18 protein-coding genes and 1 tRNA gene are annotated in these 18776 nt (G+C 75.2%); 11 read left to right on the top strand and 8 right to left on the bottom strand.

The window, feature by feature from the left end; all coding sequences use genetic code 11:
• Nucleotides 1–5: 5 nt before the first annotated feature.
• Both ACYQBY_RS18400 and ACYQBY_RS18395 read right to left on the bottom strand, forming a co-directional pair.
• Nucleotides 6–497, bottom strand: a complete 492-nt coding sequence (locus ACYQBY_RS18400; protein WP_459645337.1) for an FHA domain-containing protein FhaB/FipA — start codon at nucleotides 495–497, stop codon at nucleotides 6–8.
• 8 nt (nucleotides 498–505) lie between these two features.
• Nucleotides 506–1216 (bottom strand): FhaA domain-containing protein, encoded by a 711-nt coding sequence (locus ACYQBY_RS18395; RefSeq protein ID WP_459645336.1) that lies wholly within the window; start codon nucleotides 1214–1216, stop codon nucleotides 506–508.
• Nucleotides 1217–1381: 165 nt separating this feature from the next.
• On the opposite strand from ACYQBY_RS18395, the gene ACYQBY_RS18390 reads away from it, so the two are divergent.
• Together ACYQBY_RS18390 and ACYQBY_RS18385 are read left to right on the top strand one after the other, a co-directional pair.
• Nucleotides 1382–1465: transfer RNA gene (locus tag ACYQBY_RS18390), tRNA-Leu, on the top strand.
• Between the two features lie 180 nt (nucleotides 1466–1645).
• The gene (locus ACYQBY_RS18385; RefSeq protein WP_459645335.1) at nucleotides 1646–3370 is read left to right on the top strand and encodes a P-loop domain-containing protein; all 1725 of its coding nucleotides are present in this window, start codon (nucleotides 1646–1648) and stop codon (nucleotides 3368–3370) included.
• 31 nt (nucleotides 3371–3401) lie between these two features.
• Here ACYQBY_RS18385 and ACYQBY_RS18380 read toward each other — a convergent pair whose 3' ends face one another.
• Nucleotides 3402–3806, bottom strand: coding sequence for an ATP-binding protein (locus ACYQBY_RS18380; RefSeq protein ID WP_459645334.1), 405 nt, complete (start codon nucleotides 3804–3806; stop codon nucleotides 3402–3404).
• A 116-nt stretch (nucleotides 3807–3922) separates the two neighbouring features.
• Here ACYQBY_RS18380 and ACYQBY_RS18375 point away from each other — a divergent pair, with 116 nt between their 5' ends.
• Nucleotides 3923–4549 (top strand): DUF7711 family protein, encoded by a 627-nt coding sequence (locus ACYQBY_RS18375; protein ID WP_459645333.1) that lies wholly within the window; start codon nucleotides 3923–3925, stop codon nucleotides 4547–4549.
• 20 nt (nucleotides 4550–4569) lie between these two features.
• Entirely contained in the window at nucleotides 4570–5031 is a 462-nt protein-coding gene (locus ACYQBY_RS18370; RefSeq protein ID WP_459645332.1) for an N-acetyltransferase family protein, read from the top strand.
• 56 nt (nucleotides 5032–5087) lie between these two features.
• Here the strand turns inward: ACYQBY_RS18370 and ACYQBY_RS18365 are convergent, their stop codons facing one another.
• Nucleotides 5088–6023 carry a universal stress protein gene (locus ACYQBY_RS18365; protein ID WP_459645331.1) on the bottom strand — a complete coding sequence of 312 codons (936 nt, stop codon included), beginning with the start codon at nucleotides 6021–6023 and terminating at the stop codon, nucleotides 5088–5090.
• 122 nt (nucleotides 6024–6145) lie between these two features.
• Complete coding sequence (gene mscL / locus ACYQBY_RS18360; RefSeq protein ID WP_459645330.1) at nucleotides 6146–6541, bottom strand: large conductance mechanosensitive channel protein MscL; 396 nt, start codon at nucleotides 6539–6541, stop codon at nucleotides 6146–6148.
• Between the two features lie 100 nt (nucleotides 6542–6641).
• Here mscL and ACYQBY_RS18355 point away from each other — a divergent pair, with 100 nt between their 5' ends.
• Complete coding sequence (locus ACYQBY_RS18355; RefSeq protein WP_459645329.1) at nucleotides 6642–7865, top strand: lycopene cyclase family protein; 1224 nt, start codon at nucleotides 6642–6644, stop codon at nucleotides 7863–7865.
• 73 nt (nucleotides 7866–7938) lie between these two features.
• Here the strand turns inward: ACYQBY_RS18355 and ACYQBY_RS18350 are convergent, their stop codons facing one another.
• The gene (locus ACYQBY_RS18350; protein ID WP_459645328.1) at nucleotides 7939–8553 is read right to left on the bottom strand and encodes a YceI family protein; all 615 of its coding nucleotides are present in this window, start codon (nucleotides 8551–8553) and stop codon (nucleotides 7939–7941) included.
• A 180-nt stretch (nucleotides 8554–8733) separates the two neighbouring features.
• On the opposite strand from ACYQBY_RS18350, the gene ACYQBY_RS18345 reads away from it, so the two are divergent.
• The 5 genes from ACYQBY_RS18345 (at nucleotide 8734) to ACYQBY_RS18325 (ending at nucleotide 14992) form a co-directional block, all read left to right on the top strand.
• A complete protein-coding gene (locus ACYQBY_RS18345) occupies nucleotides 8734–9750 on the top strand; it encodes a LacI family DNA-binding transcriptional regulator (protein WP_459645327.1) in 1017 nt (338 codons plus the stop codon).
• A gap of 248 nt (nucleotides 9751–9998) precedes the next feature.
• Nucleotides 9999–11330: an ABC transporter substrate-binding protein gene (locus tag ACYQBY_RS18340; protein ID WP_459645326.1), complete on the top strand. Its 1332-nt coding sequence runs from the start codon at nucleotides 9999–10001 to the stop codon at nucleotides 11328–11330.
• 197 nt (nucleotides 11331–11527) lie between these two features.
• Nucleotides 11528–12562 carry a carbohydrate ABC transporter permease gene (locus tag ACYQBY_RS18335; RefSeq protein ID WP_459645325.1) on the top strand — a complete coding sequence of 345 codons (1035 nt, stop codon included), beginning with the start codon at nucleotides 11528–11530 and terminating at the stop codon, nucleotides 12560–12562.
• Nucleotides 12559–13452: a carbohydrate ABC transporter permease gene (locus ACYQBY_RS18330; protein WP_459645324.1), complete on the top strand. Its 894-nt coding sequence runs from the start codon at nucleotides 12559–12561 to the stop codon at nucleotides 13450–13452. The genes ACYQBY_RS18335 and ACYQBY_RS18330 overlap by 4 nt, the downstream gene beginning before the upstream one ends.
• 73 nt (nucleotides 13453–13525) lie before the next feature.
• Complete coding sequence (locus ACYQBY_RS18325) at nucleotides 13526–14992, top strand: GH1 family beta-glucosidase (protein WP_459645323.1); 1467 nt, start codon at nucleotides 13526–13528, stop codon at nucleotides 14990–14992.
• A gap of 200 nt (nucleotides 14993–15192) precedes the next feature.
• Here ACYQBY_RS18325 and ACYQBY_RS18320 read toward each other — a convergent pair whose 3' ends face one another.
• Nucleotides 15193–16146 carry a GlxA family transcriptional regulator gene (locus ACYQBY_RS18320; protein ID WP_459645322.1) on the bottom strand — a complete coding sequence of 318 codons (954 nt, stop codon included), beginning with the start codon at nucleotides 16144–16146 and terminating at the stop codon, nucleotides 15193–15195.
• Between the two features lie 107 nt (nucleotides 16147–16253).
• Between ACYQBY_RS18320 and ACYQBY_RS18315 the strand changes: the two genes are divergently transcribed.
• Nucleotides 16254–17501 (top strand): DJ-1/PfpI family protein, encoded by a 1248-nt coding sequence (locus tag ACYQBY_RS18315; RefSeq protein ID WP_459645321.1) that lies wholly within the window; start codon nucleotides 16254–16256, stop codon nucleotides 17499–17501.
• 247 nt (nucleotides 17502–17748) lie between these two features.
• On the opposite strand, the gene ACYQBY_RS18310 is transcribed toward ACYQBY_RS18315, so the two are convergent.
• Nucleotides 17749–18723: a Gfo/Idh/MocA family protein gene (locus tag ACYQBY_RS18310; RefSeq protein WP_459645320.1), complete on the bottom strand. Its 975-nt coding sequence runs from the start codon at nucleotides 18721–18723 to the stop codon at nucleotides 17749–17751.
• Nucleotides 18724–18776: the final 53 nt, after the last annotated feature.

The raw sequence follows: 18776 nt of genomic DNA, 5'->3' as shown, positions 1-18776 counted from the left end.
GCCCGTCACCTCCGCAGTTCGAGCACGGTCCTGCCGATGCGCAGCGGCACCCCGGGCTCGAACGGCACGGGCGTGGTGAGCCGCTCCCGGCCGAGGTAGGTCCCGTTGGTGGACTGCAGGTCCTCCGCCACCCAGCCGTCCCCGCCCGCGGTGATCCGCACGTGCCGGGTCGAGGCGTACTCGTCGTCCAGGACGAGGGTGCAGTCGTTGCCGCGGCCGATGAGCACCGGGGAGCCGTCCAGGGTCAGGGTCGTGCCGCGCAGGGAGCCCTCCGTCACGACGAGCGTGCGGGCGTGGGAGGGGCGGGCCGGTTGCGCGGCGCGCTCCTGCTCGCGGCGCTGCCGGCGCGAGGGCTGCGGCGCGGGCCCGCCGGTGCGGCGCGGGGTGACGCGGGTGCCCAGCAGGTCCGCGCGCAGGACGCCCACCACCGCCAGCACGAACACCCACAGGAGGACCAGCAGCCCGAGGCGCAGCGCCGTGAGGGTCAGCTCGCTCATTCCCCGCCTCAGTCCCAGGTCTCGTCGGCGCTGCGCCGGGCGGCCCGGAAGACGGCCTGCGTGTGCCCCAGCGTGATGACGCTGCCGTCGAAGAGGTCCGAGCTGTTCACGCGCTCCCCGTCCACGGACGTGCCGTTGGTCGAGCCGAGGTCGACCAGCCGCGCGCCGTGCGGGCTGACGCGGATCTCGGCGTGCCGGCGGGAGACGCCCGGGTCGTCCACGACGACGTCGGCGTCCGAGCCGCGCCCGAGCACCGTGGTGGCCTCGGTGAGGACGTAGCTGCGGCCGTCCACGTCGAGGCAGGGGCGCCCGGTGCCGGCCGAGCCGGACGTGGCGGGCGCGACGCGGCCCTTGACGGTGGCGCTGAGGACGCGGAAGACGCCCGTGCGCAGGTCGTCGGCCCGGTGGAAGGCGACGCGCACCGGGCCGACGAAGGCGTAGCGCTGCTTCTCCGCGTGCTGGGTGGCCGCCGCGACGAGCTCGTCGGCGAGGGTGTCCTGCCAGGACGACAGCTTGTCGTGGTCGGAGGGGCTGAGCTCCACCGTGAAGGAGTTCGGCACCAGGGTGCGGCCGCGGGCCAGGACGGCCGCGCGGTCGTCGAGCTCGCGGCGCAGCGCGCTGGCGATCTCCACGGGCTGGACCTCGCTGCGGAACGCCTTGGCGAACGCGCCGCTGACCGCCCGCTCGATGCCCCGCTCGAACCGGTCGAGCACCCCCACGCCGTACCTCCCCCCGAGCTCCCGCCGCCGGTGCGGCCCGTGCGCACGGGTGATCCGCGCACCCGCATCGTAACCAGGGCACCTGTGGCGGCCGGGGGATCTTCACGGGCGGCCGTTCCCGTGTCCGGGGCCCCGACCCCGGCGTGCTACGGTTTTCCAGCACTCGCGCGAGTGGCGGAATAGGCAGACGCGCACGGTTCAGGTCCGTGTGCCCGAAAGGGCGTGGGGGTTCAACTCCCCCCTCGCGCACAGCGACGAAGGCCCCGGTCCCCCGTAGGACCGGGGCCTTCCGCGTTCCCGCTCCCGGCACGGACCTCCCCCGGACCTCCTCCCGCCGTCCACCGGGCCTCCCCCGGCCGGCCGGCCGGGCACCCCCTCCGACGCGGGAGGCCGTTCCCCGCTGATCCCCGCGGGCCCTAGCGTCGGGGGGTGCCGACCGACCTCGCCGCGGCCCTGGCCGGCCTGCACGGCGCCCCCTACGCCCGCTACCGCTCGCTGGAGGGGGCGTGGCCGCTGCCGGTGCCCACCGCCGCGGGCACCGGCCACGCGGAGCTGCGCGTGGTGCGGGTGCAGGCGGACCCCTTCGCCCCGCCGAGCCGTTTCGAGCTGCACGCCGGCGCGGACGTGCTCGCCGCCCCGGCGGAGCTGTGGAACACCCCCGTGCGGGCGCGGGCGCTGGCCTCGTGGCTGGCGCGGCGGGCCGCGGCGCTCGCCCCGCCGGAGGTGCACCTCGACGCCGGGGGCCAGGAGGTGCTGCGCCGCACGTCGTGCGAGGTGCACGGCGGGGCGGTGGTGCTGCGCTTCGCCGCGCACCTGCCCGGCCCGCGCCGCCGCGCCGACGGCCGGGCCGCCGCCCGCACCCTCACCCGCGACCTGCCCGCCCTCGCCGCGGAGGCGCTGCACCACCCGGCCCTCGACGCCGCGGGCCTGACCGGCCGGCTGCGCCGCTGGGTGGACACCGTCGAGGACTCCGACACCCTGCGGCGGCGGCTGCCCGCCCTCGGGCTGGTGGCGTTCGTGCCGGACGGGGCGGTCCTCGCCCGGCGCAGCGGCGTCGACCCGCGCCCCGCGGAGGGCGCCGTGCCCTTCACCTCCCCGCCGGAGCTGCGCGTGGAGGTGGACCTGCCGCACCGCGGCCGCACCACCGGCATGGGGGTGCCGCAGGGCGTCACCCTCGTCGTCGGCGGCGGTTTCTCCGGCAAGTCCACGCTGCTGCGGGCGCTGGAGGCGGGCGTGCACGACCACGCGCCCGGCGACGGCCGCGAGCTGGTCGTGACGCGCCCGGACGCGGTCGCGGTGCGCGCGGAGGACGGGCGGGCCGTGACCCGGGTGGACGTCGGCGCCTTCGTGGCCGCGCTGCCCGGCGGGCTGGACCCCGCCGACCTCACCACCGCCGAGGCGTCCGGCTCCACCTCCCAGGCGGCCGCGGTGGTCGAGGCGGTGGAGGCCGGGGCGGGGGTGCTGCTGCTGGACGAGGACACCACCGCGACGAACCTCATGGTGCGCGACGCCCGGATGCAGGCCCTGGTGGCGAAGGAGCGCGAGCCGCTCAACCCGTTCGTGGACCTCGTCCGGTCCCTGCACCGCGACCGCGGGGTGTCCACCGTCCTCGTCGCCGGCTCCAGCGGGGACTACCTCGACGTGGCGGACCGGGTGGTGCTGATGGACGACTGGCGCGCCGCCGACGCCACGGCCCGGGCCCGCGAGGTCGCCGCGCGGCCCACCGGCCGGGTCGTGGAGGCCGGGGGTTTCCCGGCGGTGCGGCACCGCGTCGTGGACCCCGGCAGCGTGCGGCCGGTGGCGCGGGGCAGGGTGCGGGTGTCGGCGCGCGGCACGGACACCCTGCTGCTGGGGGAGCACGAGGTGGACGTGCGGGCCCTGCGGCAGCTCGTGGACGCCCCGCACGTCGTGGGGGTGGGCCTGGCCCTGGCGCGGCTCGTGGCCGCCGGGCACCTCCGGGGGCGCTCCCTGGCCCGCGCGCTGGACCTGCTCGACGCGGACCTGGCCGAGACCGGCGGGCCGGAGCCCGTCGCGCGCCTGCTGGGCGGCGTCCCGGTGGACGCGGTCGTGCCCCGCCGCTTCGAGGTGGCGGCGGCCCTGGACCGCCTGCGGGAGCTGCGGGTGCTGCGCCTGCTGCCCGAGCCGGGCACCTGAGCCGGGTGGCCGTCGCGGGGACGGCCGCGGATCAGCCGTCGCCGGCGGCGGTCCAGCCGGAGGTCGCCGCCAGGAAGAACCACACCGTCTTGCCGGGTGCGCCGTCGGGAGGGTCCGTGGTGCCCCACCGGGTGGACAGGGCGTCCACGAGGGCGACCCCGCGGCCGCCGGTGGACTCCGCGCCCACGTGCCGCAGCTGCGGCCGGCCGGGGTGGGAGTCGCGGACGCCGACGGTGATCCCGTCGCCGGTGAACTCCAGGCGGAGCAGGACCGGGCCGCTGCCGTGCACGACGGCGTTGCCGACGAGCTCGGTGGTGAGCAGTTCCGCGACGGTCCGCGCCGGCAGCGGGAAACCCACCTCGGCGCACCGGCCGCTGAGCCAGTGCCGCGCCTGCGGGACCGAGGACAGCTCACCCGTGAGCTGCAGCTCGTCCACGGTCCCTCCCCGTCCGTCCGCACCCTGTGCGGCAGCGCGGGTGCCTGCCGGGGCCGCGGGCACGGTAGCCCAGCGAGCGTCCCGGGACGTACCCGGGGAGGGGCAGGATGGGGGAGGTGAGAACGACCCGTGCCCTCGGCCACGTGGAGGCCCTCGCCCGGACGTGCGCGGAGATGGCGACCCGGCCGGCGTCGCTGTTCCCGCTGCGGGTGGCCGAGCTGTGGGTGGCGGGCCCGCTGCTGGACCGGGGCGGGGACGGGCGCGGCGGCGGGGAGGTCGCCGAGGTCCCCGTCGCGCTGCGCGTGGACGTCGCCCCGGACGACGTCGCGTGGCTGTGCGCGCCGCGCGGCGCGCAGCACTGGGCGAACGCCACCCGCCTGTCCCAGCTGCCGCTGCGCCCGTGCTGGCGCTCCCTGCACGCGCCGGTGTGGAACCACGTGCTGCACCGGCCCGCGCTGGTGTGGGACGCGGCCGCGGGGCTGCACGAGGACGTGCTGCAGGCGCTGCACGAGGGGCGCGCCGAGGACGTGCGGCTGCCCGCGCCGGGACCAGGGGAGCTGCGGGCGCGGCTGGAGGAGGAGCGCGACGTGAGCCTGCGGGCGCTGCACGCCACCACCGCCGGGTACGCGCGGCGGCGCTGGGCGCCGGGGAAGCTCGAACCCGCGGCGGACGCCCAGCACGCCGCGGCGAGCGGCTACCTGGACGTGCTGGGCGCCCTGGGCGCCCTGGGCGGGGCGGGCTGACCGGCTGCCAGGATGTGCCGGTGGGTGACGTGGACGTGGTGGTGGCGGTGGCGTCGGAGCGGGACCTCGGGGAGGTCCTGGGGTTGTTCCGGCAGTACCTGGAGTTCTACGAGCGCCCCCACCCCGAGGCCGCGGTGCGGGCGTTCCTAGAGCAGCGGTTCGCGCGCGGGGACAGCGTCGCGCTGCTCGCCCGCGCCGGCGCGGAGGCGGTGGGGCTGGCGCACGTCTACCCGACGCTGTCGTCCCTGAGCCTGGCCCCGGTCTGGGTGCTCAACGACCTGTTCGTGACGGGGACCGCGCGGGGGACCGGGGCCGGCACGGCGCTGCTGCGCGAGGTGTCCCGCCTCGCCGCGGAGGCGGGGGCGGTGGCCGTGGCGCTGGAGACGTACCCGGACAACACGGGGGCGCAGCGCCTGTACGAGCGGGAGGGTTTCGTGCGGGACACCTCGACGCTGCACTACACCCGGACCCTGCCCCGCTGACCCCGTCCCGCCGGCCCCGCCCCGCCGGGCACCCGGGGGCGCCCGGCGTCCGGCGCTCAGTGCACCACGACGACCGGGCAGGCGGCGGCGGACAGGACGGCGCGGCTGACGGAACCCATCAGGCGCCCGGCGAGGCTGGGGCGGTTGCGGTTGCCGAGCACCACGAGCGCGGCCTGGTGGGAGGCGCCGACGAGGCAGCTGCCCACCGCGTCCCGCACCACCTGCACGTCCACGTCGAGGCGCGGGTGCGCCACCCGCACGAGGGTCGCGGCCGGGCGTGTCACGGCCTCGCAGTCCGTCGCGAGGGTGGTGAGGGTGCCCGCCGCGTGCGGGGCGGCGGCCGCGGGCGGCTCGCCGTACCAGCGGGGGCGGGCACCCGGCTCCGGCTGGGCGGAGACGATCGTGAGGCCGAGGCCCGCCCGCGCGGCGTGGCCCGCGGCGAAGGCCAGGGCGCGGGCGGCGCCCTCGGACCCGTCGATGCCGACGACGACGCGCCCGGCCGTCGCCCAGGAGAACGGGGTCAGCTCGTCCCCCGCGTGCTCGGCGCGGCGGTCGGGCCGCACGACGACGACCGGGCAGCGCGCGGACGTGGCGACGGCGACGCTGACGGACCCGAGGACGAAACCGGCGAGGCTGCCGTGGCCCCGGCTGCCGGTGACGACGAGGTCGGCGTGGTGGGACTCCTGCTGCAGCACGGCCGCGGCCGAGCCGGAGCGCACCTCCCCGCTGACGTGGGAGGCGGGCGCGAGGTCCCCGGCGCGCTCCACGGCGGCGTCCACCGACGCCTGCGCGGCCTCGCGGGCGGCGTCCAGGACGTTGCCGGCGGTGAACGCGGCCGAGGCGGCGGGGGAGACGGGGGCGCGGACGGCGGCGACGATGCGCAGGTCCGCCCCGCGCCTGCGGGCGTCGTCGGCGGCCCACTCCAGGGCCCGCTCGGCCTGCCACGAGCCGTCCACGCCGACCACGATGGTCGGTCTCTCGTGCCCGCTCACGGCTCCTCCTCGCAACGGGGCCGCCCCGGCGCGTCCCCGTGCCGCACACGATGCGTCGCGTCGTCCTCGGGTGCAAGCGATCCGGCCACATCGACACCCGATCGCAGCGGTGAAGCGCTTCCTCAGCGCGCGGCGCGCCCGTCCTCCCGCTCGCGCAGCAGGTCGCGGATCTCGGTGAGGAGCTGCACGTCCGCCGGCACGGCCGCCGGCTCGGGCTCGCGGCCGGCGCCCAGGCGCAGGAACAGCCGGTTCACGGGGGTGACGACGAGGAAGTAGACGACGGCGGCGGTGATGACGAAGCCGAGGACCGCCTCGAGGACGTCGCCGAAGAGGAAACCGCCCCGGTTGAGGGAGGCGAGCCTCGGCGCCCCGCCGACGGCGGCGATGAGCGGGTTGACCAGTCCCTGCACGATCGCGGTGACGACGGCGCTGAACGCGGTGCCGATGACGACGGCGACCGCCAGGTCGATGACGTTGCCCCGCAGCACGAAGTCCTTGAAACCACGCAGAACCGACATGGCCCGCACCGTAGGGGCGTCCCGTGCGCTCCGCCTCCCGGTGCGCCTCCCGGCGGTGGGCGCGGGATGCGGCCGGGGCCCGGCCTGGCAGGCTGCCGCCGTGGTGGAGCGCGGGGAGGCCGACGTCGCCGTCGTCGGGCTGGGCGCGGCGGGCGGCAGCCTGCTGCGGCGCCTCGTGCGGGACGGGCGGGCCCTGGCCGGGGACCGGCCGCTGCGCGTCGTCGTCCTGGACGCCCCGGCGGGCGACGCCCGCCGCAGCCCGGTGCGGTCGTGGTGCACGTGGGGCCCGCCGCGCTGGCGCTACGCCGGGGACGTGTCCGCGCGCTGGGGGCGCATCCGGGTCGTCGGCGCCGACGGGGGTGTGCTCGACGCGCCGCTCGGTGCGCTGGAGTACCGGCTCGTCCGCTCGGACGACTTCGAGGCGGCGGTGCGCCGGGAGCTGGCCGGGGCGGCGGGCGTCGAGGTGGTCCCCGCGGCCGTGACGGACGTGGTGGACGGCCCCGCCGGGGCGCTGGTGCGCGCGGTGGGGCCGGGCGGCGGGCCGCTGGAGGTCCGGGCGCGCTGGGTGCTGGACTCCCGGCCCCCTCCGCTGCCCGTGCCGGGAGCGGGCCGCACGCTGCTGCTGCAGCACTTCCGCGGGTGGCGGGTGCGGACGGCGGAGCCGGTGTTCGACCCGGCGGCGGCCACCCTGATGGACTTCCGCGTGCCGCAGCCGCCGCGGGGGGTGGCGTTCGGGTACGTCCTGCCCACCTCCGCCCGCGAGGCCCTGGTGGAGTACACGGAGTTCTCCCGCGAGCGCCTGGCGGGCGAGGGGTACGACGCCGCCCTGCGCTCGTACCTGGGCGGCGTGCTGGGGGTGGGGGAGCACACCGTGCTGGAGGTGGAGGACGGGGTGATCCCGATGACGGACGTGCCGTTCGCGCCGCGGGCGGGGCGTTCGGTGTTCCGCATCGGCACGGCCGGCGGGGCGGTGCGGCCCTCGACGGGGTACGCGTTCAGCGCGGTGCAGCGGCAGGTGGACGCGGTGGTGGCGGCGCTGGCGGCGGGTTCCGCGCCGCTCCCGCCGGTCCCGCACCGGGGCCGTCACCTGCTGATGGACTCGGTGCTGCTGCGCGCCCTGGACTCCGGCGCGGTGGGGGGCGCGGAACTCCTCACCGGCCTGTTCCGGCGGAACCCGGTGGCGCGGGTCCTGCGGTTCCTCGACGGGAACTCCTCGCCCGCGGAGGACCTGGCGCTCATGGCGTCCACGCCGTGGGGACCGATGCTGCGGGCCGTCGCCGGGGTGGCCGGGCCGCGGTTGCGGCCCGTTCCCCGGCGGCGCTGAACCCGTTGCGCCGCAGACCTCCCGGCGCCCGTGGGATCGGGACGGCGGGAGCCGTCGGTCCTGCGCGCGGCGCTCAGTCCTGCAGGACGGCCTCGATGTCGAGCTGGAGGTCGACGCGGTCGGCGACGACGAGCCCGCCGGTCTCCAGGCGGGCGTCGAAGTCCACGCCGAAGTCGCGCCGGTTGAGCGATCCGGTGGCGGAGAAACCGGCGCGGATGCCGCCGTAGGCGTCGGGGCCGAAACCGCTGACCTCCAGGCGCAGGGTCACGGGGCGGGTGACGCCCTTGAGGGTGAGCTCGCCGTCGAGGAGGAACTCCCCGTCCCCGCTGCGCAGGCCGGTGGAGCGGTAGGTCATCTCGGGGTGGCCGGCGACGTCGAAGAAGTCGGAGGTCCGCAGGTGCTCGTCGCGGGCGTCGTTGAAGGTGGTGAGGGAGGCCATCGCGATGGTCGCGGTGACGCTGGAGCCGGTGAGGTCGGCGGTGGTGACGACGGTGCCGGAGACGTCGCCGAAGCGGCCGCGGACCTTGCTGACGGCCATGTGCCGGACGGTGAAGGAGACCTCCGAGTGCACGGGGTCGATGGCCCAGGTGCCGGCCAGGTAGCCGGGGACCTCGACGGTCGCGCGGGGCGCGGGGACGGTCTCGGCGGTGGGGGTGGCGGTGGCGCTCTTGGAGCGGAACCAGGACATGACGGTCTCCTCGGGTGGTTGAGTCTTCAACTAGGTGGGACGTTAGCACCAACCTTGTTGAAGATGCAACCATTCCCGTCCTCCGGTCGGGGAAGTCGTCCGAACGCCTCCGGAGGTGCAACAGTGGCGCACCCACACGTTCCCGCCCCGCCTCCGGCGGTGCCGTCGTCAGGAGGTGCCGTGGCCGCGACCGGCGCGCCCACCCTGGAGTCCGTCGCCGCGCGCGCCGGTGTCTCCCGAGCGACCGCGGGCCGTGTCCTGGCCGGCTCCGCCAAGGTGAGCCCCGCCGCCCGCGAGGCCGTGCTGCGCGCCGCGACGGAGCTGTCCTACGTGCCCAACCAGGCGGCCCGGGCGCTCGTCACCCGCCGCAGCGGCTCGGTCGCCCTCGTCGTGGTCGAGCCCGTGGAGCGCTTCTTCTCGGACTCCTACTTCTCCCTCGTGCTCACCGGGGCGCAGCTCGCCCTCGCCGAGCGGGAGATCCAGCTCGTGCTCGTCGTGCTCTCCACCGCCCGCGAGCGGGAGCGCTTCGAGCGCTACGCCCGCAGCGGTCACGTCGACGGCGCGATCCTCGTCTCCGTGCACGGCCCAGACCCGCTGCCGCAGCACCTGTGCGACGCGGGCATCCCCGTGGTCCTCTCCGGCCGCCCGTTCGAGCCGGCCTCCACGGTGCCCTTCGTCTCGACCGACAACATCTCGGGGGCCCGCATCGCCACCCGCCACCTGCTCGAGGCGGGGTGCGGCCGGATCGTCACCGTGACCGGGCCGATGGACATGTCGGCCGCGCAGGACCGGCTGGAGGGGTTCCGCGACGAGCTGCGCGCCTCCCGCCGCGAGGTGCCCTCCGAGGTCGTGGCGGCCGGGGACTTCACGGTCGAGGGCGGGCGGCGGGCGACCGAGGAGCTGCTGGAGCGCTGCCCCGACCTCGACGGGCTGTTCGCGGCGAACGACCTGATGGCCGCGGGCGCGCTGCAGGCCCTCGCCGCGGCCCGGCGCTCGGTGCCCGGTGACGTGCGGGTCGTCGGGTTCGACGACGCCCCCCTCGCCTCGGCGGCCACCCCGCCGCTGACGACCGTGCGCCAGCCCGTCATCGAGATGGGCCGCGCCCTGGCCTCGATGCTGCTCGGGGTCATCGACGGCGAGGTCGACCCCGCGCCGATGATCATGCCCGGCGAGCTCGTCCGGCGCGCCTCCGCCTGATCCGCGGCGGCCGGGGTACCCCCTCGGCAGCGGCACCAAACCGCTTTCCGGCGGCTTTCTGGGGCATCTGCATCACGGTTCGGCAACGGTCGGTTGACACCGGGCAGGTCTGGCAGCGACTCTTCTCGCACACCCCTTGAGAGCGCTCTCACCGAGGTGACCTCACCTTGAGAGCGCTCCCACGAGCAGCACCACCAGCCTGGTCAACGACGATCCGCCCCCTTCCGAGGGGCCGGCGAGGAGCCTCAATGCGCAGCACGAAGAAGACGACCATCGCGACGCTCGCCACGATGGTCAGCGGAGCCCTCCTGCTCACGAGCTGCGGCTCCGGCGGTGGCTCCGGCGCCGCCGCGGAGCCCTCCGCCAGCGGGTCGTCCAGCGCCGCCGGTGGCAAGACCGTCCTCAGCGTCTCGCTGTTCGGCACCATGGGCTTCAAGGAAGCCGGCCTCTTCGACGAGTACCAGAAGCAGAACCCGAACGTCACGATCAAGTACGAGTCCACCCAGGGCGAGAGCAAGTACTGGCCGGCCCTGAAGACCAAGCTGCAGTCCGGCAACGGCCTCGCCGACATCCAGGGCATCGAGGTCGGCCGCATCGCCGACGTCGTCGCCAACCAGTCCGACAAGTGGGTCGACCTGAGCAAGACCGTCGCCGGCGAGCAGGTCGGCAACTACGTGGACTGGAAGGCCAAGGCCGCCACCACGGAGGACGGCAAGGTCCTGGCCATGGGCACCGACATCGGCCCGATGGGCATCTGCTACCGCAGCGACCTGCTGCAGCAGGCCGGCCTGCCGACCGACCCGGCCGAGCTGGCCACCAAGATGACCGACTGGGACGCGTACCTGGAGCTCGGCCGCCAGTACAAGGCCAAGGCGCCCGCGGGTTCCGCGTGGACCGACTTCGGCGGCGGTCTGTACAACGCCATCATCTCCACCGAGTCGGAGATCTACTACAACGAGGACGGCGATGTCGTCGTCGAGGAGAACCCGGCCGTCAAGAAGGCGTTCGACACCGCCGCCAAGGCCGGCCAGGAGGGCCTGACCGCCAAGCTGGAGCAGTTCAACGACCCCAACTGGGACCCCGGTTTCGCCTCCGGCGCCTTCGCCACCATCGCCTGCCCGTCCTGGATGATCGGCTACATCAAGGGCAAGGCCGGCGACGCCGGCAGCGGCAAGTGGAACGTGACCTCCCTGCCCGGCGGCAAGGGCGGCAACTGGGGCGGCTCCTACCTGGCCATCCCCGAGTCCTCCAAGAACAAGGAGGAGGCCGCCAAGCTCGTCAAGTGGATGACCGACGGCGAGCAGCAGGCCACGATCTTCAAGAACGTCGGGAACTTCCCGTCCAACACCAAGGGCATCGAGATGGTGACCGACGCCACGGACCCGTACTTCCAGAACGCGCCCATCGGCCAGATCTTCAGCAAGGCGGCCGAGGCGGCCCCCACGCAGGTCCTCGGTGAGGGTGACGCCACCATCAAGACCGCGGTCACCAACGCGCTGCTGTCCGTGGAGGCCAACGGCGTGAAGCCCGAGGACGCCTGGAAGAACGCTCTGACCGAGATCAGCAACTCGGTCGGCTGACCGGGAAGTCCGGAGAGATCCCGGGCCGGGGGGGGGGGGGGCCCCCCCCCCCCCCCCCCCCCCCCCCCCCCCCCCCCCCGNAGATCAGCAACTCGGTCGGCTGACCGGGAAGTCCGGAGAGATCCCGGGCCGGCCGGCGGGTCCACCCGCCGGCCGGCCCACCTCTGCACCCCAGGATCCGCCGACGAGGAGACGACATGACACTCTCCAGCACCACCTCGCCGCCCGCACCCGCCGGTCCCTCCACGCGCGTGGTCGTGGCCGAGAAGCTCACGTGGAAGCAGCGTCTGTTCCGCGCGGAGGAGAAGGGCGCCCCGTACGCCTACATCGCGCCGTTCTTCATCCTCTTCATCATCTTCGGGCTGTTCCCGCTCGTCTACACGGGCTGGATCAGCCTCTACAAGCTCAAGCTGGGCTCGTCGACCTCCGAGTTCATCGGCCTGGAGAACTACGTCTGGCTGTTCGAGAACCCCAAGTTCTACAACTCGCTGTGGAAGACGTTCACCCTCGGCGTCCTGTCCACCGTGCCCCAGCTCATGATCGCCATCGGGCTGGCGCACCTGCTGAACTACAAGATGCGCGGGCGCAACCTCTTCCGCGTCTCCATGATCATGCCGTACGCCACCTCCGCCGCCGCGGCGACGCTGGTCTTCGCGCAGATCTTCGGCCGCGACGCCGGTTTCGCGAACTGGATCCTGTCCTGGTTCGGCGTCGACGCGGTCGACTGGCGCAACGGTGACTGGACCGCGCAGATCGCCATCGCCGTCATCGTCACCTGGCGCTGGGCGGGCTACAACGCCCTCATCTTCCTCGCCGGCATGCAGTCGATCTCGCACGACCTCTACGAGTCGGCGGCCCTGGACGGTGCGAACCGCTGGCAGCAGTTCTGGCACATCACCCTGCCCGGCCTGCGCCCCACGATCCTCTTCACCGTCGTCGTCTCCACGATCGGCGCGACGCAGCTCTTCGCCGAGCCCCTGCTGTTCGGCGGCGGCACCGCGAACGGCGGCGCCCTGAACCAGTACCAGACGCTCGGCCTGTTCATGTACCAGCAGGGCTGGGGCGACCCCGGCCAGCTCGGCCGCGCCGCAGCCATCGCGTGGGTGACGTTCGCGCTCATCATCGTCCTCGTGCTGCTGAACACGTGGCTCGCCCGGATGCGGGACCGCGACCCGGCGCTGATCGCCGCCAAGAAGGCCACCAAGGCCGCCAGGAAGGGAGCCCGGGCATGACCGCGACCACCGTGCGCCAGGCGGCCATCGCCGCACCCGGCCCCGAGGGCGGCAAGCGCCGCAGGTACCGCGCCCCGGACGAGGCCGGCCCGCTGACCTACATCGCGCTGGGGATCACGGCGTTCCTCTTCGTCGTGCCCTTCTACTACATGATCGTCGCCGGAAGCCGGCCGATGGCCGAGATGAACACCACGCCCCCGCCGTTCCTGCCGGGCGGGGACCTGTGGTCGAACATCGTCAAGGCGCTGGAGCAGCAGAACATCGGCCTGGCGCTGTGGAACACCTTCATCGTCTCCGGCATCATCACCGTCGCCACCCTGCTGTTCTGCACCCTCGCCGGCTTCGCCTTCGCGAAGCTCAAGTTCAAGGGCAACAACGTGCTCTTCGGCATCACCATCGGCACCCTGATGATCCCCCCCACGCTGGGCGTCGTGCCGCTCTACATGGTCATGTCCGACATCGGGCTCACCGGCAACCTGTGGTCCGTCATCCTGCCCACGATGGTCACCGCCTTCGGCGTGTTCTTCATGCGGCAGTACATCGTCCAGACGCTGCCCGACGAGCTGCTGGAGGCCGCCCGCATGGACGGAGCCACCTCCACCCGGGCGTTCTTCAGCATCGTGCTGCCGATCGCCCGCCCCGGCATGGCCGTCCTCGGGATGCTGACGTTCATGACGGCCTGGAACGAGTTCTTCTGGCCGGTCATCGTCCTGAACTCGTCCAACCCCACCATCCAGGTGGCGCTCAACAACCTCGGCAGCGGCTACGTCCCCGACCAGTCGATCATCATGGCCGGAACCCTCATCGGCACCGTGCCCGTGATCATCGTGTTCCTGCTCCTCGGCCGGCAGATCGTCAACGGCATCATGGCCGGCGCCGTCAAGGGCTGACCGCCTCCCCGTCCCACCCCCACCCCGTACCTGAGAGGAGGCGGGTCCACCGGCCCCCGGCGGTCCCGACCACATGACCACGATCCACGAACGCCCCGCGACCGACGAGCAGACGGGCTCCGCGCCCCGGTCCTTCCCGCCCGGTTTCGTCTGGGGCTCGGCCACCGCCTCCTACCAGATCGAGGGCGCCGTCGCGGAGGACGGCCGCACGCCCTCCATCTGGGACACCTTCTCCCGCACCCCGGGCAAGGTCCGCAACGGTGACACCGGCGACGTCGCCTGCGACCACTACCACCGCTTCCGCGAGGACGTCGCCCTCATGAAGCGCCTCGGCCTCGGGGCCTACCGCTTCTCCGTGGCCTGGCCGCGCATCACCCCGCAGGTCACCCCGGACGCCCTGGGCCCCGTCAACCCCGAGGGCCTGCGGTTCTACTCCGAGCTCCTCGACGAGCTCATCGCCGCGGGCATCGAGCCGGCCATCACCCTCTACCACTGGGACCTGCCGCAGGCCCTGGAGGACGCGGGCGGCTGGACCAACCGCAAGACCGCCGAGCGCTTCGCCGAGTACGCCGAGGTCGTCGCCGGCGCCCTCGGGGACCGCGTGAAGACGTTCATCACCCTCAACGAGCCCTGGTGCTCGGCCTACCTCGGCTACGCCAGCGGCGTCCACGCCCCCGGCCGCACCGAGCCCGCCTCCGCCCTCGCGGCGGTGCACCACCTCAACCTCGCCCACGGCCTCGGGTCCGTCGCCGTGCGCAAGGCGGCCCCGGGTGCGCGGGTCGCCCTCACGCTGAACCTCGCGTGGGTCCGCACCGACGGCACCTCCGACGCCGACCAGGACGCGGTGCGCCGCATCGACGGGCTGCAGAACCGGGTGTTCCTCGACCCGGTCCTGCGCGGTGAGTACCCGGCCGACGTCCTCGTCGACACCAAGGAGGTCACCGACTGGTCCTTCGTGCTCGACGGTGACACCGAGCTGATCCACCAGCCCCTCGACGTCCTCGGCGTGAACTACTACAGCCCCACCGTGGTGCGCGCCTGGGACGGCGCCTCCCCGCGTGAGGAGGCCGACGGGCACGGTGCCAGCTCGCACAGCCCGTGGGTGGGCAGCGCGCACCTCGTGGAGTTCCCCGAGCAGCCCGGTGCCAAGACGGACATGGGCTGGAGCATCGACTCGCGCGGCATGCGCGAGCTGCTGCTGCGCATGCACGCCGAGCACCCCGGCCTGGAGCTCATGGTCACCGAGAACGGCGCCGCCTACCCGGACGTCGTCGAGAACGGCCGCGTCGACGACGTGGACCGCATCGGGTACCTGCAGGACCACCTCTCGGCGGTGCTCGACGCCGTCGAGGCGGGTGCGCCCGTCACGGCGTACTTCCTGTGGTCGCTGCTCGACAACTTCGAGTGGGGCTACGGGTTCTCCAAGCGGTTCGGCATCGTGCACGTCGACTACGACACGCAGGTCCGCACCCTCAAGGACAGCGCGCTCTGGTACGCCGGGGTCGTGGAGTCCGGCGCCCTGCCGGCCCGCACCACCTGACCGGCACCACCTGACCGGCACCACCTGACCGGCACCACCTGACCGGCACCACCTGACCGGCACCACCTGACCGGCACCACCTGGTCTGCACCACCTGGTCTGCACCACCTGACGCGGGGACGTTCCGCGCGCGACACGCCCGTGTCGCGCGCCGGGACGTCCCCGCGTCGCGTGTGCGGGCACCCGGGCGGGGTCCGCCGTCACCCCTGCCGGTCGCGGGGTGCGCCGAACGCGCGGCGGTAGGCCGAGGGGGAGGTCCCGAGCTCCCGGCGCAGGTGCAGCCGCAGGTTCTCGGCCGTGCCGAGGCCGCAGCGCCGCGCCACCTCCGGCAGGGGCAGGTCCGCGGCGGACTCCAGCAGCTCCCGCGCCGCCAGGACCCGCTGCGCGGCGAGCCACCGCAGCGGGGAGGTGCCCGTCTCCGCCTGCCAGCGGCGGGTGAGGGTGCGCGCGGAGACGCAGGCGTGCGCGGCGAGGTCGGCGACCGCCAGCGGCCGGTGCAGGTTCTCCAGCGCCCAGCGCCGGGTGGGCGCCAGGGACGCGCCGTCCGGGCCCGGCACCGGCCGGTCCAGGTACTGCGCCTGCCCGCCCTCCCGGTACGGCGCCACGACGATGCGGCGGGCGACGGACGCGGCCGCACGGGCGCCGTGGTCCAGGCGCACCACGTGCAGGCACAGGTCGATCCCCGCCGCGACACCGGCCGAGGTGAGGATGCTCCCCTCGTCGACGAAGAGCACCGCGGGGTCCACGTCGACGTCCGGGTACGCCGCGGCCAGTTCCGCGGCGTGCCGCCAGTGCGTCGTGGCGCGCCGGCCGGCCAGCAGCCCGGCCGCGGCCAGCGCGAACGCACCGGTGCAGATGGACATCACCCGGCGGCCCCGGGCGTGCGCGGAGCTCAGGGCGTCCAGGACCTCCGGCGGCGGCGGGCGCAGGTGCGGCTCGAACCCCGGCACGACCACCGTGTCGGCACGCCGCAGCGCCCCCAGGCCGGCGCCGGCCACGACCGGGAAACCCGTCGTGGTGCGCACCGGGCCGGGCCGCACCCCGCACAGGGTGAGGGAGTACTCCACCTGCTCGCGGTGGCCGAAGACCTGCGCGGGGATCGCCAGGTCCAGCGCGACGACGTCGTCGAGGGCGAGGACGGCGACGCGGTGCACCCCGCGACCGTACCGGCCGCGAGCCCGCCGGGGTGGTGGCCGGATCCTTGGGGAGGACGGCCGCAGCGCCACTGGCCGGGAAACCCCCGCGGCCGCACGATCCAGGCATGAGAGCTGACGTCGTCGTGTTCGACGGCTTCGAGGACCTCGACGTCTTCGGGCCCCTGAACGTCCTGGCCGTCGCCGGCGCCGAGGTCGCGCTGGTCTCCTGCGGCGAACCCCGCCAGGTCGTCTCCGCCCACGGGAGCCGCGTGGTCCCCGTCCGCCCCCTCGGGCCCGGCGCGGACGTCGTCGTCGTCCCCGGCGGCGGGTGGACGACGCGGGCGCCGCAGGGGGCCTGGGCGCAGGCCCAGCGCGGGGAGCTGCCCCGCGCGCTGGCGGCCCTCGCCGCGGACGGCACCCTGCTGGCGTCGGTGTGCACCGGCGCGCTGCTGCTCGGGGCCGCGGGTCTGCTGCGGGGCCGCCCGGCCGTCACCAACGCCGGGGCGCTGGCCGACCTCGCGGCGGCCGGCGCGATCGCGGACCCCGCCGCCCGCGTCGTCGACGACGGGGACGTGGTGACCTCCGGCGGCCTCACCGCGGGCATCGACCTCGGTCTGTGGCTCGTGGAGCGGTTCGCCGGCGCCGCCCGGGCCCGGGAGGTCGCCCGCGACCTGGAGCACACCCCGCGCGGCCCCGTGCGCCGGCCGCTGCCGGCCGCCACCGGGCTGCTCGCGCAGGTCGCGGGCGTCGAGCTGCCCACCACCCCCCTGGCGCGCGCCGCGTACGCCGCCGCGCGGGAGGCGGAGGAGGAGTTCCTGCTCAACCACAGCGTCCGCAGCTACCTGTTCGCCCGCCTCGCCGCCGCCTCGCGCGGTTGGGCGGCGGGGGAGGACTACGACGACGAGCTGCTGTTCGCCGCGTGCGTGCTGCACGACCTCGGCCTCACCGCTGCCGCGGACACCGGCGCGCGTTTCGAGGTGGACGGCGCCGACGCGGCGGTGGCGCTGCTGCGCTCCCACGGTGTCGCCGAGCCGCGCGCGGCCCTGGTGTGGGACGCGATCGCGCTGCACACCTCCGCGGGGATCGCCGAGCGCAAGCAGCCCGAGGTGGCCCTCGCGCGCGCCGGGATCGGGATGGACTTCGGCCGCGGCGCGGAGATCGTGCCGCGGGGGACGGCCGCGGCGGTGCACGCGGCGCTGCCCCGCCTGGACCTCGCGCGCAGCATCACCGACGCGATCGTGGAGCAGGCGCGGGGCCGGGCCGGGAAGACCCCGCCCGGCTCCCTCGCCGCGGACCTCGTGCGCGAGCGCGGGACCCCGCCCTGCACGACGTGGCTGGAGCGCCTCGCCGCCACCGGCCGCTGGGGCGGGTGAGCCGCGCCCCCTCACGCCGCGCCCCTTTTCCCGCGCCCCTTTTCCCGCGCCCCACCCCGCCCATCTCCGGGTTTCGGCGCCCCGGGGAGCCCCGCGAGGCGCCGAAATCCGGAGATGGGTGGGTGGGACGGGCGCGGACGGCGCCGAAACCCGGAGATGGGTGAGTGAGACGGGCGCGGACGCCGCCGAAACCCGGAGATGGGCGGGTGGGACGGGCGCGGGCGGGTGAGGGGAGGGGCGGGTGCGCTCAGCCGACCTCGGCGGGGCGGGTCGCGCCCAGGGCCTCCAGCGCCTCCTCCAGCACGGCCATGACCTCCAGCGTCCCGCTCAGCGGCACCAGCGGGCTCTCCGTGCGCCCGGCGGCGAGGCACTCGTGGACGTGCTCCAGCATGTGGGTGTGGCCGCGGGAGGGCTCGAGCTCCACGGGCCGCGCCTCCCCGCCCCGGTGCAGCACCAGGCGGTTCATCTCGTAGACCGGGTCGCCCACCTCGACCCAGCCCTCCGTGCCCTCGACCCACGCCCGGCTGGCGCTGCGGGAGACGATGCTCGCCGACAGCATCGACACCGCGCCCCCGGCGTGCCCGAGCAGCAGCCCAGCCTGCGCGTCGACACCGGTGGGTGCCAGGGAACCGGCCGCGTGCACGCTCGTCGGCGGGCCCAGCAGCAGGTGCGCCAGCCGCACCGGGTACGGGCCCAGGTCGAGCAGCGCCCCGCCGCCGAGCGCGGGGTCCCAGAACCGGGCCGCCTCCTGCGGTGCCCGGAAGCCCAGGTCGGCGTGCACCGAGCGGACCTCCCCGATGTCGCCGCGCCGGATCAGCTCCAGCAGCGCCACCGTGCCGGGCACGAACCTCGTCCAGTACGCCTCCATGCAGAACACCCCGGCGTCCCGGGCGAGCTGCACCAGTTCCCGCGCCCCCGCCAGCGTGGCCGTGATGGGCTTCTCCACCAGCACCGGCTTGCGCGCGGCCAGCGCCGCACGGGCCGCGGCCAGGTGCTGCGGGTGCGGCGTCGCGACGTAGACGACGTCCACGTCCGGGTCCGCGGCGAGCTCCTCCACCGACCCGTAGGAGCGCTCGAAACCGTTGTCCGCCGCGAACCGCGCCGCGCGGTCGGTGCTGCGGGAGGCCACCGCGAACCGCGTGCCGCCCTCCGCGGCGCCCAGTGCCGCGCCGACCTTCTCCGCGATCCCGCCCGTGCCGACGAAACCCCACCTCACGCTCACCGCACGCTCCCGTCGTGTCGTCGCCGGGCCCGACCCTAGACGACCACCCGCTC

It is taken from the genome of Kineococcus anabasis (assembly GCF_054590795.1).
Note: the sequence above shows the minus strand (reverse complement) of the source record. Positions and strands in the feature narration are given on the sequence as shown.

Bases quoted from the DNA above. Each gene is read 5' to 3' on its own strand.
- ACYQBY_RS18400 (WP_459645337.1), bottom strand. From the start codon at position 497: ATGAGCGAGCTGACCCTCACGGCGCTGCGCCTCGGGCTGCTGGTCCTC.
- mscL (WP_459645330.1), bottom strand. From the start codon at position 6,541: ATGTCGGTTCTGCGTGGTTTCAAGGACTTCGTGCTGCGGGGCAACGTC.
- ACYQBY_RS18350 (WP_459645328.1), bottom strand. From the start codon at position 8,553: ATGTCCTGGTTCCGCTCCAAGAGCGCCACCGCCACCCCCACCGCCGAG.
- ACYQBY_RS18340 (WP_459645326.1), top strand. From the start codon at position 9,999: ATGCGCAGCACGAAGAAGACGACCATCGCGACGCTCGCCACGATGGTC.
- ACYQBY_RS18335 (WP_459645325.1), top strand. From the start codon at position 11,528: ATGACACTCTCCAGCACCACCTCGCCGCCCGCACCCGCCGGTCCCTCC.
- ACYQBY_RS18330 (WP_459645324.1), top strand. From the start codon at position 12,559: ATGACCGCGACCACCGTGCGCCAGGCGGCCATCGCCGCACCCGGCCCC.
- ACYQBY_RS18325 (WP_459645323.1), top strand. From the start codon at position 13,526: ATGACCACGATCCACGAACGCCCCGCGACCGACGAGCAGACGGGCTCC.
- ACYQBY_RS18315 (WP_459645321.1), top strand. From the start codon at position 16,254: ATGAGAGCTGACGTCGTCGTGTTCGACGGCTTCGAGGACCTCGACGTC.